Raw genomic sequence first — 14424 nt, 5'->3', positions numbered from 1 at the left:
CGCCTCAGCTGTTGGCGGCCTGTTCCTTCGCGAACTCCTCCGCGATCCGGTCGCCCCCGCGACCGCGCCACTTCTTCACCGCGGCGTCGTAGTCGGACAGGGAAGAGCGGCCCGCGATGACCGCGGTGATGGTGTCGTCCATCAGCGCGCGCAGCGTGGCGCCCTGGGCCACGTCCGTGCGGGAGACGAGCCCGAAGGACGCGTTGCGGATGGTGACCGGGACGACCTTCTCCTGCCAGGCGTGCAGGGCGCGGACCGCCTCGGGGCGGCCGGGCACGAACAACACCTGCGGGCCCTCGGCCAGGTAACGCAGCGGCAGGTTGGTGATGTTCTCCACCTCGCCGAGCTTGTTGCGCTGCGGCGTGCCGTCCTTCGCCCGCTCGAAGTGCACTCCCTCGACGCCGAACTGCAGCAGCTCCCACTCCTTCGTACCGAAGGGCGACGCCAGGTAGTCGAGGACGCGGAGCAGCATCTGGATGCGCTCCTTCTTGGCCTTCTTGAGGATCGTGTAGCCGAAGGAGCGCCGGGCGGCCACCTGGCCACCGGGCTCGCCGTCCACGGTGTAGGGCAGCGCCGGAGTCGGCGTGAGCAGTCCCTTGGAGTCCGGGTACAGGGTGGTGTACGCCCCGAAGCCGTTCTGCATGGAGGCGACGGTCCCGTTGAGGAACAGCGTGTTGAGGTCGGGCGAGGACAGGGACGTCGCGTCCGGGTGGTACGAACCGGCCTTGCGGAGCTGCGCCTGGTAGGCGATCGCCTGGCGGAACCGGTCGTCGGCGTAGTTGGAGCGGAAGTCACCGCTCTTGTCGGCGGCCCAGCCCTGTGGGGCGTTGTGCGCCGCGGAGTGGACGGCGTTGCAGAAGTTCGAGCCGATGGCGGCGCCCAGCGCGTACTTCTTGCCTTGCGTGGCCTTCTTGGCGACGGCGGCGAAGTCGTCGGACGACCAGCCCGCCTTCATCCCGGCGTCGTCGAAGACGCTCTGGTTCAGCCAGAGGGTCGAACCGGTCAGCGGACGCTCCAGCGGGATGCCGTAGATCTGCCCGCCGATGCGGCCCATGTCGCGCCAGGCGTGCTCGGGGATTCCCGCCAGGTTCGGGTAGTCGTGAATCGAGTCCCCGGACAGGTACGGGGTGAGGTCCTGGGCCCGCTTCTGCACGAACTGGGCCTCGCGGGGCAGGACATAGCCGGAGAAGATGTTGATGATGTCCGGCAGAGCCTCGGCTTCGCCGGCCATGACCGTGGCCATCTTCTTCTGGTAGTCGGCCTGCGGAATGACCGTGTACTCGATCTTGATTCCGAGCGCCTTCTCCACCGCGCGCCAGTACTGGTTCTGCGCGGCTGCCTTCGGGGGCGTACCGAAGGTGACGGACATGACCTTGATGGTGCTGCCGTCCCCCGGTGTCCGCTTGACCGACGAGGTCAGGTCGGAGGGGTAGCGGGTGTAGCCGGCCTGGACGCCCGCCTCGGTCGGGGCGAGGTCCGGCTTGGCGCCGGACGCCGCCTTGTAGGCGGGCCACGGGGCGAGCTTCTTGCCCGCGTTGGAGACATCGCTGCCGCCGGATGAGTCGGAGCAGGCGGACAGCAGGGGCGAGGCGGCCGTGGCTGCACCTGCCACGGCAATGGTGCGCAGCACGGTGCGCCTGGAGACTCTGGACATGGCTGATCGACCTTTCGAGTGCGGGCGTGTGAACGGGAGCGGAGCTCAGCTCTTGATGGCGCCGGTGAGGACGCCCTTGGTGAAGTACTTCTGAAGGAAGGGGTAGACGATCAGGATCGGCACGGTGGCGATCACCAGGACGGCCATCTGCACCGTCTGCGGCGCGGTGACGTTCCCCTCGCCCGTGGTCGTGTCGGTCAGGCCCTCACCTGCCACCACGTAGGTGCGCAGCACCTGTTGGAGCGGCCAGTGGTCGTTCTCCATGTACAGCGAGGCGTAGAACCAGGAGTTCCAGTACGCCACCGCGTAGAACAGTCCGACGACAGCGAGCGCGGCCTTGGACAGCGGCAGCACGATGGACCACAGGACGCGCATGTCACCGGCGCCGTCGAGACGGGCGGCCTCGAACAGTTCCTCGGGGATGCCCTGGAAGAAGCCGCGCAGGACGACGAGATTGAAGACGTTCACCAGGACGGGCAGGACCAACGAGGCGTAGCTGTCGAGCAGGCCGAGTTCCTTCACCACGAGGAAGCTGGGGATCATGCCCGGCGGAAACAGGAACGTGAACAGCACCAGGAGCAGGACGGGCTTGCTTCCGTACACCTGAGGACGCGAGAGCGCGTACGCGAGGAAGATGGTGCAGGCGAGACTGAGCAGGGTGCCGACGAGGGTGACACCGATGCTCACCCCCAGCGCGTGCGTGACGATGCCGCCGTCCAGGATGTCGCGGTAGGCGTCGAGGGTCGGGTGCTGCGGCCACAGCACCCAGCCGCCGTTGTCGACCACCTCGCGTTGCGAGGCGAGTGATGTCGACAGGATCGTCAGGAACGGGACACACACCAACGCCACTACGACGACGAGTGCGACAGCCTTGCCGGCCTGGGTGAGGGGCTTGGGCTTCTCCATCCACCCCGGGCGTGCCTGCGTACTCGTACTCACTTGTAGACCCCCTGCTCGCCGAGACGGTGCGCCACCTTGTTGGCCGCGTACACGAGCACGGCACCGATGACGCCCTTGAACAGGCCGGCCGCCGCGGCATAGCCGTAGTCGCCGCCGACGATGCCCTGGAAGTAGACGAACGTGTCGATGATCTCGGCGGCCTGCGGGCCGACCGCGTCACGCTGCAGCAGCATCTGCTCGAAGCCGACCGAGAGGATGTCACCGAGCCGCATGATCAGCAGGAGGATGACGACCGGACGGATCGCGGGCAGCGTGACATGCCAGAAGCGGCGCCAGGGGCCCGCACCGTCGATGGCGGCGGCCTCGTACTGCTGCTCGTCGACCTGAGAGAGAGCGGCGAGGAAGATGATCGTGCCCCAGCCCGCGTCCTTCCAGATCACCTCGGCCACGACGAGCGGCTTGAAGGCTTCGGGATTGCCGATGATGTCGACCGTGTGCAGGCCCATGTCGCCCAGATAGCCGTTCAACATGCCGGTGTCGCCCAGGACTTGCTGGAACAGCGCGACGACGATCACCCACGACACGAAGTGCGGCAGATAGGCGACGGACTGCACGAAGCGGCGGATCGAACTCGACGTCAGGCTGTGCAGGAGCAGCGCCAGCGCGAGCGGCACCGGGAAGTAGAAGACGAGCTGCAGGACGGCGATGACCACGGTGTTGACGACGGCGTGCCAGAACTCGCTGTCCTGGAACATCCGTTGGAAGTTGTCGCCGCCCACCCAGGCGCTTCCCCAGATGCCGTCGAACGGCACGTAGTCCTTGAAGGCGATGAGGTTGCCGGCGAGGGCCCCGTAGTGGAAGACCAGGAAGTAGGAGAAGCCCACGAACATGAGCAGGGACAGCGCGAACGTGCGCCTTCTCTGGAAACCTTTTCGCTTGATCCGAGCGCCCGACGGCTGGCGGGAAGGGCGCCGTTGCGCCGTTTTCCCGGGGCGCTCACGTAGCAGTGCTGCCACGGAGCCTCCTCGGCTGAGGGTGGAGTGAACGGGTGGTTAAAACGTTTTCAACGGGCCAATGGGTCTGGCAGGGCGGGCAGTTGAGGGGGCAGAGGTCAGGCGCGCAGCAGTGCGGCGTTGGCCGACACGGCGTGCAGGGGCGCGGCTCCTCGCGAGACGCGGCGGAGCTCCTCGACGACGAGCCGCCCCATGGCGCGGCGCTCGCTGCTCACGGTCCCGGCGACGTGTCCGGTCAGCATGACGTTCGCGAGGGGGTACAGCGGTGAGGACGCGGGCAGCGGCTCGTGGGTGGTCACGTCGAGCACGGCGTACATGTCCGGACGCTCCCGCAGCACGTCCACGAGGGCGTCCTCGTCGATGATGGCGCCGCGGGCCGTGTTGATGAGCGTCGCGCCCTGCGGCAGGAGTCGGAGGAGGTCGCCCGTGATCAGGCGTTCCGTCTGGCCCGGTATCAAAGGCGTGTGGACGCTCAGGACGGTGGAGCGTGCGAACAAGTCCTTCAGGTCCGTGGCCATCGCGACGTTCGACCGGGCAAAGGTCTCGGCCGACACATGCGGGTCCCACGCCACCACATCTGCCGAGATGCGGTGCAGGCGCTCGGCCACCTTGCGGCCGGTGGAGCCGAAGGAGACCAGCCCGATCGTCTGCCCGTAGATGCCGGGGGTGTCGTCGAGCGGAGGGAGCCCCAGCTCGGCCTTGATGCGCTGGGCGCGGCGGTGGACGTTCTTGAGCGCGAGGACGGTCTGGGCGTAGACGTACTCGGCGACCGGCTCGTTGTTCGCCTCGGCCGCCGAGACGACCACGATGCCCCGGGACCAGACGGCGTCGCTGACCAGCTTGCGGATGGACCCGGCGGCATGGGCGACCACGCGCAGAGCCGGAAGTTCCGCCAGCACGTCTTCCGTGAGGCGTGGCATACCCCAGGAACTGACCAGGACCTCCACCTCGCCGCGGCGAGGGTGCACGCTCAGCGCGTGTCCGTCCGCGCAGTCGGCCACCACGTCGACAGCCTCGGTCAGCTCGGCCCAGGTCGTCGCGCCGAAGACGTCGTGCTTGAGCGCGGGGTCCAGCACCACCGCGGCACGGGGGCGGGGGGATCGTATGGCGGGCAACTTTGCTCCTCTTGGAGGACGTGTACGTGGGGCGCGGTGCGCGAGTGAGGGGCCGAACGTCCGAGCAGAGAGTGGAACGATTCAGGCGGCCGCTGTGCGGCGATCTGCATTGTGCACGGCTCCTGCGGTTTGGACAATATTCTTCACAGGCAAGCAAGTTGATTCATTGAAGGTCCGGAGAGTGTGGCCAGGTGGCGGCGTTCGCGGCCTTTTGCTTCAATTCTGGTCTCGGTGCTTCACGTGGTGTAAGCATGGGGCCGCATGGTCGGGGGAGACGACCGTTGCTCGGTCAAGTAGGCGACGTACGCGCGCAGTTGCGCACGCCCCCACCCGTTCGGTTCTGCCGCCACGCTTCCCATGTCGTCACTCGCTGGGCGCTTCGGCGCTGTCGCAAGGGAGTTGAACAACTGTGGTTCAGATCAGTCGAAGATCCGTGCTGACGTCAGCAGCCGCCACCGGCGCGGCCATTGCCCGGACGAAGCTGGTCAATGGCGCCCAGACCATCGCCGCCCTGCCCAACGGCTGGGTGCGGAGCGGATCGATCACGTACAACCTCGCCGACGGAAAGTTCACGGGGCCGACCGAACCGAGCCTGTACGTCGGCTCGTTGAGCTCCGTCTTCGGCCTCATCGAGGTCATGACGGAGTGCGTGCCCCTGGTCGACGACGAGAACGCGGCCCGGCAGCTGGACGACGACGAGCTGGTTGTACAGCCGGAACGTCCCAGCTCGGAGCAGCATGAAGCACGCTCCTCTAGGATCGTTAAGATCTGTTCATCGGAGGGGACCTCATGACCGACATGCTCGTCGCCCAGCGACGCGAGCGACTTCTCACCGAGCTGCGTGCGTCCGGCGGCCTGAAGGTCGTCGAGCTCGCCGTGCGGCTCGGAGTGTCTCGGGCCACGGTGCGCCGGGACCTCCTGGACCTGGAGAACGAGGGTGAGCTGAGCCGGGTGCGCGGCGGCGCGATGCTGGCCACGCCGGAACCCGAGGCCGGCGCAGGGCGGTTGCCCGCGCCGCGCGCGGCGGAACCCCCGCCGGAGCGGACCCTCGGTCTCCTCGTCCCATCGGCGACGTACTACTACCCGCGAGTGGTGGCCGGAGTGCAGGCCGTGGCAGCAGAGCGCGGCGCCCGGGTCGTGATCAGCCTCACCGACTACACGCGCGAGAGCGACGCCCAGCGGATAGCGGAGTTGGCCGACTCCGGTGCGTCCGGTCTGCTGGTGGCCTCTCCGGGTGGCCACGACCTCCCGGAGAAGACACTCGACCAACTTCAGGACACGGGGCTGCCGTTCGTCCTTCTCGAGCGGCAGCCCCAAGACCCCTTCGCCGCCTGCGAGTTCGTGGCCACGGACCACCGGCAGGGTGCGTTCACCGCCGTGCGGCACCTCGTCGACCTCGGGCACACGAAGGTGGGTCTGTTCACCAACGGCAGTCCCACCGCCGCCCTGATCCGCGACGGGCATGCGGCGGCTGTCGACCGGCTGCGGCTCGAATCCGGTGCGCCCGTGGTCGACAGCGGGCGGCCCACGCTCGGCTCGGACGAGGCGGCGCGCCACTACGACCGGTTCATCGAGGAGTGCGTGGTCGGCGGGGTGCGAGCCGCTCTGGTGCACTCCGACCATGACGCGATCGAATTGATGCGGCGCATGCGGTCGAAGCACCTTGAGGCTCCGCGTGACCTGGCACTCATCGCGTACGACGACGAGATCGCCGCCCTCGCCGACGTGCCGCTGACCGCGGTGGCGCCGCCCAAGCACGAGATCGGGCAGCAGGCCGCACGGCTGCTCCTCGACCGCCTGGAGGCACTGGACCCGACGGCGGTGCCGGTGCGGCAGTTGTTCATGCAGCCCCGACTGACCGTCCGGTCCTCCTGCGGCACACCGCGGGAGGGCTGAACCTCTCCGCACCGGCCAACGGCCCCGCGCTCAGCCGCTCACCGTACGAGCCGGTCGGGCACCAGTCCCTGCGCGGTCAACCCGTCCAGCACCAAGCGAGCGAAGCGCGTCGCGCCGTACTCGGACGTGTGGGTGTTGTCGCCGTTGACGTTCGTCAGGTAGAGATCGGCGGAGCCCTCGGGGCCGAGCCCCTCCACCAAGTCCTTCGACATCGCCGTCAGATCCACCAGCGGGACGCCCAACTCCTTGGCCAGGGCCCGCATTTCGACCGGCAGGTTCGCAGTCATGACATGGAGCGCCACGGAGTTCAGCGTGCCGTCGCTGTTGAAGCGCCGACGCACGATCGGGGTGACGAAGACCGGCTCTCCACCCCGGGCGATGACACGCTTGGCCATCGCCGTCAGGTTGGCCCGGTACACGTCGGCGGTCGTGGTCTTGTCGTTGTGCGCGAGCTGGATCAGGACGAGGTCACCCCGGCGGATGCGGGACTCGAGCGCGTCGAAGAGCACCGGGTTGTCGAGGAACGACTGCGAAGACTCGCCCGAATCGGCGTAGTTGGCCACCGAGACACCGCTCCGCAGGAACTGCGGAATCTCCTGGCCCCAGCCCGTGTACGGCCACAGGCTCTGGTCGCAGACGGTGGAGTCGCCGGCGAGCAGGATCTGCGGGGTGCGTCTGGCCGGGGTGACCTGCAGCGCGGACAGCTGTGGCGCCGTTCCCTCGAAGCGCAGGTCGAGGCCGGGGCTTCCGGACGCTCCGGTCGGTTCGCCCTCGGGCTCGCGTACGTCCACCGTGAAGCTGCGCCGCACCGGGTGGCCGGCCTCGGTCGCGGTCTCGGCGAGCATGTTGCGCCGCGTCTCCGCCGAGACGCTCGTGCTGCCCGCCTGGCTGCCGCCCAGCAGGGCGGAGACGGTGTACGTGCCCGGAGGCACGTCGAAGTGGCAGACGACGGGCGACGTGCCCGAGCACCCGTCCGGCAAGGCATGGGCCCGCCCGTTGCCGGACACCGCATGGGCAGGGCCGGTGAGAAGGGTGGACAGTCCAACGACAACGCTGACCAAGGCCGTGGCATGGAGGCCTCGGCGGATTGAAGGTGTTGCGGACATGGCTGGTCCCTTCGAATGCATGAGGTGACTCAAGTGACCTGCATGAATGCGATGTTCACGTGCACTGTGCGAGCAACGGATCGCGCGGGATGGCGGAGTAGGGGCTTCTCCACTCAGCGCATGCACTTTGGTTCAGAACTGAGCAGTCGTCAATGTCCCGGTTCAAATTGGCTCAGCAAGTCGCAGAAGTCGGGCCGCATCGGTTGACACCCGGCTGACTGCTTCATAGCGTTCGACGCGGTCCGCGGGTTCAGCGCGCAGAGCCCCAACAGTGCCTGTACGGCGCTCTGTTGAGGCGTGCCTGGATGCGCGACGCCCTGCTACGTCAAGACTTTCCGCCGGGTGCGGGGGTGTGGCGGGTGACCTGATCGAGGTCCTGCACGGCCTTCGCCAGGAGGTCGAGCATGGCGAGTTCGGCGCGGGCCGGGTCCTGGTCACGGACAGCGTCCAGGACGGCGCCATGGCTGGGGACCGGGTCATCGACATGGTGTGAGTGCACGACGCGATCGCGTTCGCGCAGTCCGGGCTCCAGGAGCAGGTCCATACGGGCAAGCAGTTCATTGCCGGTGGCATTGAGGAGGGCCCGGTGGAACGCCGTGTCGGCGGCGGCCGCGTCCGCGGGGGAGTGCGCGTGGGCCTCGGCCATCGCGTCGAGCGCGGCCTGCAGGGCGTCGAGGTCGTCGTCGGTGCGGTGGAGCGCTGCCCGGTGGGCCGCGGCGGGCTCGACGATGGAGCGGACATCGGCGAGGTCACCCATGAGTCGGTGGCCGGCGTCGCTGTTGACCTGCCACCGGATGATGTCCGGGTCGAGAAGGTTCCAGTTCCTGCGTTCCGTTACGAAGGTGCCGCGCTTCTGACGTGCGTCTATGAGCCCTTTTCCGGCGAGGACCTTCATGGACTCGCGCATGACGGTGATGCTGACTTCGAGCTCGTCGCCCAGAGCACGCAAGTCCAGAGTGGTGCCTTCGGAAAGGTCGCCGCCGACGATGCGGGAACCGAGGGCGTGGACGACCTGTCCGTGCACTCCTCGGCCGGTGTAGGACGCCATGCAGGTTCTCCTCGGATTGAGCAACGAAGGTGCCAGGGTGGCTACTTTAGCGCCACGTATTAATTATCAATACATCTTGACAGGGTTTCAGGGTGCACCCACGATGAACCCACTTCATTGAGCCGCAGCCGCAGGAGCCGCCTGTCATGTTGTCTCTGCATGCCCAAGAACTTCCTGTGATTCTGTCGGGGCACCTGCCCATGGGGAGTCCGGCCGCTCCGCCGCCCTCGTTGACCGTCGACAGCCAGAGCCTGATCAGGAACGGGCGACCGTGGATTCCGGTGATGGGGGAATTCCACTTCAGTCGCTACCCGGCTGGGGAGTGGCGCGAGGAGCTACTCAAGATCAAGGCAGGCGGCGTCGACCTGCTGGCCACCTATCTGTTCTGGAATCAGCACGAGAATGAGCAGGGCACATTCCGTTTCGACGGCGACTTGGACGTGCGTCGTTTCGTGAAATTGTGCGGTGAGGTCGGTCTGGCCGTCGCGATGCGGATCGGCCCGTGGTCGCACGGGGAGTGTCGCAACGGAGGATTCCCGGACTGGCTGGACGGGGTGGACTGCACGCCCCGTACCGACGATCCGGCCTACCTCGCATTGGTCGAGCCCTACTACCGCCGTATCTCCAACGAATTGCGCGGTCTCTTCCACGACGACGGCGGGCCGATCGTGGCGGTCCAGGTGGAGAACGAGCTCTACGACCAGCCCGCACACCTCGCAACCCTGCGGCGCATGGCCGAGGTTGCCGGCATACGAGCTCCGTTGTGGACAGCGACCGGCTGGGGCGCCGCCGATCTGCCTCGCGATGTGCTGCTTCCCTTGTACGGCGGGTACCCGGAGGCGTTCTGGGAAGAGGCGTCCGAGGGCTGGACCCGGGAGATGCGGCGCCACTACTTCTTCACGCCGATCCGCGACGATCACGCCATCGGCGCCGACCTGCGCTCCTCGGCGCCGACCGGCAGCGGCCCGGACGATCGCCGCTATCCGTATGCCACCTGCGAAGTGGGCGGAGGCATGGCCATCGCCTACCATCGCCGCCCGATCGTGCCCGGCGAGGACATCACCTCGTTGGCGCTGGCCAAGCTCGGCAGCGGATCGGTCTGGCAGGGCTACTACCTGTACCACGGCTCCTCACAGCGCCTGGACCTCAGGGAACCCAACCAGGAGAGCCACGACACCGGTTACCCCAACGACCTGCCGACGGTGACCTATGACTTCCAGGCGCCGCTCGGGGAGTACGGTCAGGTCCGACCTGCCTTCCACGCGCTGCGACTGCAACATCTGCTGCTGCACACGTACGGTCAGGACCTGGCGCGGATGCCGCTGTCGCTTCCCGACACGGAACCCGCCTCGCTCGACGACCGCACCACGCTCCGCTGGTCCGTCCGATCGGCAGGTGGCCAGGGGTTCCTCTTCGTCAACAACCACCAGCCGCACGAGACACTGCCCGAGCATGAAGGCGTCCAATTCCGGGTCCACTTGGGCGGCAGCCATACCGTCACGCTGCCGGAGCAGCCGATCCGCGTACCCTCCGGCGCGCACTTCGTGTGGCCGATCGGCCTGGACCTCGGAGGCGGACTGAGCCTGGACTGGGCCACCGCCCAGCCCGTGACCCGCCTGGACGTGGACGGCACCACACTCACCGTGCTGGCGGCCACCGACGGGATCCCGGCCACCATCGCCCTGCCCGCGGACGTGGAGGTGACAGGGCCGGCCCGGGTCGGTCACGGCACGGACGCCACGCTCGTCACCGTCGACGAGCCGGGTACCGCGGCCCTGCTGAACCTGACCGGACCGGCCGGAAGCGCACGTGTCCTGGTGTTGTCCCAGAGCGACGCGCTCCGACTGAACCGGCTGCACGTCTTCGGCCGGGACCGGCTGGTGCTCAGTGACGATCTGGTGATCGCCGACGGAAACGAACTGCGCCTGCACATCAACTCCCCAGCACCCTCCATCGCCCTGCTTCCCGCACCAACAGGCCTGTACGGCAGCGGAGTTGGGGAAGCGGACGGTGACGGGGTCTTCACGCGATGGCCGTTGAGCCCCGCACCACGGCTTCCGCAGCCCAGGCTTGAAGTGACACAGGCTCAGGCGGTCACCCCGCCGGCCCGCACCGGAGGCTCGCATGGCCGGGCCTCCGCGCCGCGGGACGAGGACTTCGAGAAGGCCGGCGTCCACCACATCACCATTCCGCCCAATGCCTTGGACGGAGACGGTGATGTCCTCCTGCGTCTTCGCTACACCGGGGATGCGGCACGCGCCTACATCGACGGACACCTCGTCGCCGATCACTTCTGGTACGGGCCGGACTGGGAGATAGGACTGCGGCGCTTCGCCGACGCCGCGATGCGGCATGGTGTGGAGATCCGTGTCCTCCCGCTGGACCCCGCAGCCCGCGTCTACGTCGACGGTTCAGTACGTGAAGGACTCACTGCCGCGCACAGTCGCGCCGCGGTGGAATCCGCCGAGCTGGTGTCCGTACCTCGCACCACCCTGCGACAGCAGGAGAACGGCCATGCCTGAGCTCAGTCGCAGAAGGCTTCTGCGTGCCGCGGGCGGTGCGGGAATCGGGCTGCTCGCCGCACCCGCCCTCGCGGCGTGCGGCACTTCATCGGCCACCCCGATGCGTTCGGGAAGAGCGCGGATCAAGTTCTGGACACACGACCCCGACTACATCAAGACCTTTCAGTCCGCCGTCAAGGACGACACCCTGATGCGCGGGAGCCGCTTCAACTTCGGTCTGGATGTCACCAGTTCGGCTCCCGCCGACATCCTCACCCGGCTGATAGCCCAGGCCGTCGCGGACGGCAACACCCCGGATCTCGTGGGCGTGAACGTCGACCAGTTCCCCCGTGTGATGCACGCGTCCATCGCACAGAACCTCTTCGTGGACCTCACCGACACGGTTCGCCCGTTCGGCGACAACTTGTCCAAGCTGGATCCGTACACCGTTGACGGTGTGCCCTACGGCCTGGAATCCGGCGCCGCGATCACAGTGCTCTACTACCGGCAGGACTTGTTCGAGAAGTACCGGGTTCCCGAGAAGGTCGACACCTGGGAGGAGTTCCTCGAGCACGGCGAGCGGTTGAACACCGATCACCAGGTGAGCGTCGGCATGATCGCCACCGGTGACAACGGCTCGATCGTCAACGGCTTCCTGCAGTTCCTGCTGCAGCGCGGCGGAGGTCTGTTCAACGCCGAAGGCGACCTGACGCTGGACTCGCCAGAGGCGCTCGATGTCCTTGAGTTCATGGCCCGCGGCGCGCGCTCCGGTGCCCTTCTGGCCCTGCCGGACCCCTACAGCAGTGCGTGCGCCGCCGCCCTCAAGTCCGGACGGCTCGCTGCCACCGCCATGCCCGACTGGTACAACTCGGCGGGGTTGCAGACCAACGTCCCCGAACAGAAGGGACGTTGGCGGATCGCGAACCTGCCCCGATTCGCCGGCGGTGGGCACATCGCCTCCACCATGGGCGGCACCGGCTTCGCCGTACTGAAGGACAAGGTCAACAGTGTCGCCGCGCTGGAACTTCTGCGTCGCGTCTACCTGAGCAGGGAGGGGCAGATCCTCCGCTACCGCGTGGGCGGCTACCTCCCCACGCTCCAGCCGCTGTACAAGGACCCCGAGCTCGTCGCCTCCAAGGACGAATACCTCGGCGGGCAGCGGACGTTCGACGTCTACGGCCCAGCAGCCGCCGACCTCCCCGTCTTCCACCAGGCCGCAGGCATGCACATTCTCACCGACGTGCTGGGTGGCCCGATCCTGGATGCGCTGAAGGGCCGTACCACGCCCTCCGCAGCCCTCCGGGCCGGTCTGAAAGCCTACCGACAGCAGGTGAAGCGATGACCGCACCGCCCGAGACCCGATCCGCGCCCCGCGGAACATCCCGTCCCGTGGAGCCGTCGAACGGTGGCACGCAGCGTCGCTCGTGGTGGATGCGCCACCAACGGGCCCTCGCTCCCTACGTGTTCATCTCGCCCTTCTACCTGCTGTACGGACTGTTCCTCCTGGTCCCGGTCCTGGTGGGCCTGTATCTCAGCTGTACCGAGTGGGCAGGCCTGGGCACACCCCACTGGGTGGGCCTGCGCAACTATCAGGACCTGCTGGGCGACCACAGTTTCTGGACGGCCGTCGGCAACACGTCCTTGTATGTGGTCTTCACCATGTGCGTCGTGATGCCCGGGGCGCTGCTCATCGCCCAAGCCCTGAACGCCCGAGGCCTGCGCGGCCGGGATCTGTTCCGGCTGACGTACTTCATGCCGGTGGTCATCTCGCCGATCGTCATCACCTTGGTGTTCGGCCTGTTCTTCGACAACGAGTTCGGCCTACTGAACGCGGTGGGGAAGTCCGTGTTCGGCTTCGGGGGAATCGACTGGCTGGGTACGCCGGGCTGGGCCCGAGTCACCGTCGTGATCCTCGTGCTGTGGCGCTGGACCGGCTACCTGACCATCTTCTTCCTGGCCGGACTGCAGAACGTCCCGAGGGAGCTCTACGAGGCCGCGGCCATCGACGGCGCCGGGCCGGTCAGCCGATTCCGCAATGTCACTCTGCCCTGCCTGCGCCCCGTCACCGCCTTCGTGGCGGTCACCGTGCTCGTCAGTTCGGTGCAGATCTTCGAGGAGCCGTTCCTGCTCACCCAGGGCGGGCCGGGTGAATCCACCCTGTCCGTGGCCCAGTTCATCTTCCGCGCCGGATTCCAGCGCCAGCAGCTCGGCTACGCGGCGGCTGCCGGCGTGCTGCTCTTCGTCGCCGTGTTCGCCCTCGGTCAGCTGGCCATGCGCCTGCTGGGGGTCGGAAGGGATGACCGATGACCACACGTGACATCACGGCCGGCGACCGGCGCATACGCGTTGCCCGGGAAGGCCGCCGAAGGGCGAGCCGAGTTCTGCTCTACATGTTCCTGATCTCTCTGCTGCTGGTGTTCGCCCTCCCGCTGCTGTGGGCCTTGTCCTCCTCGTTCAAGTCCCGTGGTGACATCTTCGGCTATCCGCCCGACCTGCTGCCGTCGCCCGGCACACTCGCCAACTACCGAGGGCTGCTCGCTGCCCATCCCTTCTGGAGCTGGCTGCTGACCAGCACGGTGGTGGCCGGCATCTCCACCATCGCGGCCGTACTGCTCTGTGCGCTTGCGGGGTTCGCCTTCGCCAAGTACCGCTTCCGCGGCAAGAATGTGCTGTTCAACATCATGTTCAGCTCGTTGGCCGTACCGTTCGCGGTGATCGTCGTCCCGCTGTTCGTCATGATCGCCAAAGCCCATCTGACCACGCCCTACTTCGCGCTGGTCGTGCCCTGGGTCGCACCCGCATTCGGCATCTTCATGATGCGGCAGTTCACTGAACAGTCCATCCCGGACGCGCTGTTGGACGCGGCCCGTGTCGATGGCTGCACCGAGTTCGGACTGTTCCGTCGGATCGTCCTGCCCCTGCTCCGGCCTGCCCTCGGCGCCTTGGGTGTGTGGTCGTTCCTCAACAGCTACAACAGCCTCATCTGGCCGCTGGTGGTCGTGAGCGACCCGGGCGACTACACCCTCCCGCTGGGCATCCAGGCCCTGTTCGGCGCGACCAATCGACAGTACGACCTGGTACTGGCCGGCTCGATCCTCGCGGCCATCCCCAGCCTTCTGGTCTTCTTCCTGCTGCGCAAGCAGCTCCTGGAAGGCCTGGCCGCCGGCGCGGTCAAGAGCTGACCCGCCTCA

General features: G+C 67.4%; 12 protein-coding genes. 6 read left to right on the top strand and 6 right to left on the bottom strand.

From position 1 onward, the window contains the following. Positions 1-4: 4 nt before the first annotated feature. From ACFYWS_RS25575 to ACFYWS_RS25560, 4 genes are all read right to left on the bottom strand, one after another. The gene (locus ACFYWS_RS25575; RefSeq protein WP_389280432.1) at positions 5-1654 is read right to left on the bottom strand and encodes an extracellular solute-binding protein; all 1650 of its coding nucleotides are present in this window, start codon (positions 1652-1654) and stop codon (positions 5-7) included. 45 nt (positions 1655-1699) lie between these two features. Beyond that, entirely contained in the window at positions 1700-2560 is an 861-nt protein-coding gene (locus tag ACFYWS_RS25570; RefSeq protein ID WP_389280554.1) for a carbohydrate ABC transporter permease, read from the bottom strand. Between the two features lie 29 nt (positions 2561-2589). Continuing rightward, positions 2590-3444 carry an ABC transporter permease gene (locus ACFYWS_RS25565; protein WP_389280553.1) on the bottom strand — a complete coding sequence of 285 codons (855 nt, stop codon included), beginning with the start codon at positions 3442-3444 and terminating at the stop codon, positions 2590-2592. Positions 3445-3665: 221 nt separating this feature from the next. Further along, on the bottom strand, positions 3666-4682 hold the full coding sequence (locus tag ACFYWS_RS25560; protein ID WP_389280431.1) for a hydroxyacid dehydrogenase: 1017 nt from the start codon (positions 4680-4682) through the stop codon (positions 3666-3668). Positions 4683-5115: 433 nt separating this feature from the next. Between ACFYWS_RS25560 and ACFYWS_RS25555 the strand changes: the two genes are divergently transcribed. Together ACFYWS_RS25555 and ACFYWS_RS25550 are read left to right on the top strand one after the other, a co-directional pair. Beyond that, entirely contained in the window at positions 5116-5475 is a 360-nt protein-coding gene (locus ACFYWS_RS25555; protein WP_389280430.1) for a hypothetical protein, read from the top strand. Then, positions 5472-6578 carry a substrate-binding domain-containing protein gene (locus ACFYWS_RS25550; RefSeq protein ID WP_389280429.1) on the top strand — a complete coding sequence of 369 codons (1107 nt, stop codon included), beginning with the start codon at positions 5472-5474 and terminating at the stop codon, positions 6576-6578. The genes ACFYWS_RS25555 and ACFYWS_RS25550 overlap by 4 nt, the downstream gene beginning before the upstream one ends. 38 nt (positions 6579-6616) lie before the next feature. On the opposite strand, the gene ACFYWS_RS25545 is transcribed toward ACFYWS_RS25550, so the two are convergent. Both ACFYWS_RS25545 and ACFYWS_RS25540 read right to left on the bottom strand, forming a co-directional pair. Then, on the bottom strand, positions 6617-7684 hold the full coding sequence (locus ACFYWS_RS25545; protein WP_389280428.1) for a rhamnogalacturonan acetylesterase: 1068 nt from the start codon (positions 7682-7684) through the stop codon (positions 6617-6619). 325 nt (positions 7685-8009) lie between these two features. Then, a complete protein-coding gene (locus ACFYWS_RS25540) occupies positions 8010-8732 on the bottom strand; it encodes a FadR/GntR family transcriptional regulator (RefSeq protein ID WP_389280427.1) in 723 nt (240 codons plus the stop codon). Between the two features lie 146 nt (positions 8733-8878). Between ACFYWS_RS25540 and ACFYWS_RS25535 the strand changes: the two genes are divergently transcribed. The 4 genes from ACFYWS_RS25535 to ACFYWS_RS25520 are packed head-to-tail and all read left to right on the top strand — an operon-like array spanning position 8879 to position 14415. Next, positions 8879-11254, top strand: a complete 2376-nt coding sequence (locus ACFYWS_RS25535) for a beta-galactosidase (protein ID WP_389280426.1) — start codon at positions 8879-8881, stop codon at positions 11252-11254. Continuing rightward, a complete protein-coding gene (locus tag ACFYWS_RS25530; protein WP_389280425.1) occupies positions 11247-12575 on the top strand; it encodes an ABC transporter substrate-binding protein in 1329 nt (442 codons plus the stop codon). The genes ACFYWS_RS25535 and ACFYWS_RS25530 overlap by 8 nt, the downstream gene beginning before the upstream one ends. Further along, complete coding sequence (locus ACFYWS_RS25525; protein ID WP_389280424.1) at positions 12572-13540, top strand: carbohydrate ABC transporter permease; 969 nt, start codon at positions 12572-12574, stop codon at positions 13538-13540. The genes ACFYWS_RS25530 and ACFYWS_RS25525 overlap by 4 nt, the downstream gene beginning before the upstream one ends. Further along, positions 13537-14415, top strand: coding sequence for a carbohydrate ABC transporter permease (locus ACFYWS_RS25520; protein WP_389280423.1), 879 nt, complete (start codon positions 13537-13539; stop codon positions 14413-14415). Before ACFYWS_RS25525 ends, ACFYWS_RS25520 begins: the two co-directional genes overlap by 4 nt. The last annotated feature ends 9 nt before the right edge of the window (positions 14416-14424 follow it).

Source organism: Streptomyces sp. NPDC002795 (assembly GCF_042888725.1).
GTDB lineage: Bacteria > Actinomycetota > Actinomycetes > Streptomycetales > Streptomycetaceae > Streptomyces.
Note: the sequence above shows the minus strand (reverse complement) of the source record. Positions and strands in the feature narration are given on the sequence as shown.

Bases quoted from the DNA above. Each gene is read 5' to 3' on its own strand.
- ACFYWS_RS25575 (WP_389280432.1), bottom strand. From the start codon at position 1,654: ATGTCCAGAGTCTCCAGGCGCACCGTGCTGCGCACCATTGCCGTGGCA.
- ACFYWS_RS25570 (WP_389280554.1), bottom strand. From the start codon at position 2,560: ATGGAGAAGCCCAAGCCCCTCACCCAGGCCGGCAAGGCTGTCGCACTC.
- ACFYWS_RS25565 (WP_389280553.1), bottom strand. From the start codon at position 3,444: ATGTTCGTGGGCTTCTCCTACTTCCTGGTCTTCCACTACGGGGCCCTC.
- ACFYWS_RS25550 (WP_389280429.1), top strand. From the start codon at position 5,472: ATGACCGACATGCTCGTCGCCCAGCGACGCGAGCGACTTCTCACCGAG.
- ACFYWS_RS25545 (WP_389280428.1), bottom strand. From the start codon at position 7,684: ATGTCCGCAACACCTTCAATCCGCCGAGGCCTCCATGCCACGGCCTTG.
- ACFYWS_RS25540 (WP_389280427.1), bottom strand. From the start codon at position 8,732: ATGGCGTCCTACACCGGCCGAGGAGTGCACGGACAGGTCGTCCACGCC.
- ACFYWS_RS25535 (WP_389280426.1), top strand. From the start codon at position 8,879: ATGTTGTCTCTGCATGCCCAAGAACTTCCTGTGATTCTGTCGGGGCAC.
- ACFYWS_RS25530 (WP_389280425.1), top strand. From the start codon at position 11,247: ATGCCTGAGCTCAGTCGCAGAAGGCTTCTGCGTGCCGCGGGCGGTGCG.
- ACFYWS_RS25525 (WP_389280424.1), top strand. From the start codon at position 12,572: ATGACCGCACCGCCCGAGACCCGATCCGCGCCCCGCGGAACATCCCGT.
- ACFYWS_RS25520 (WP_389280423.1), top strand. From the start codon at position 13,537: ATGACCACACGTGACATCACGGCCGGCGACCGGCGCATACGCGTTGCC.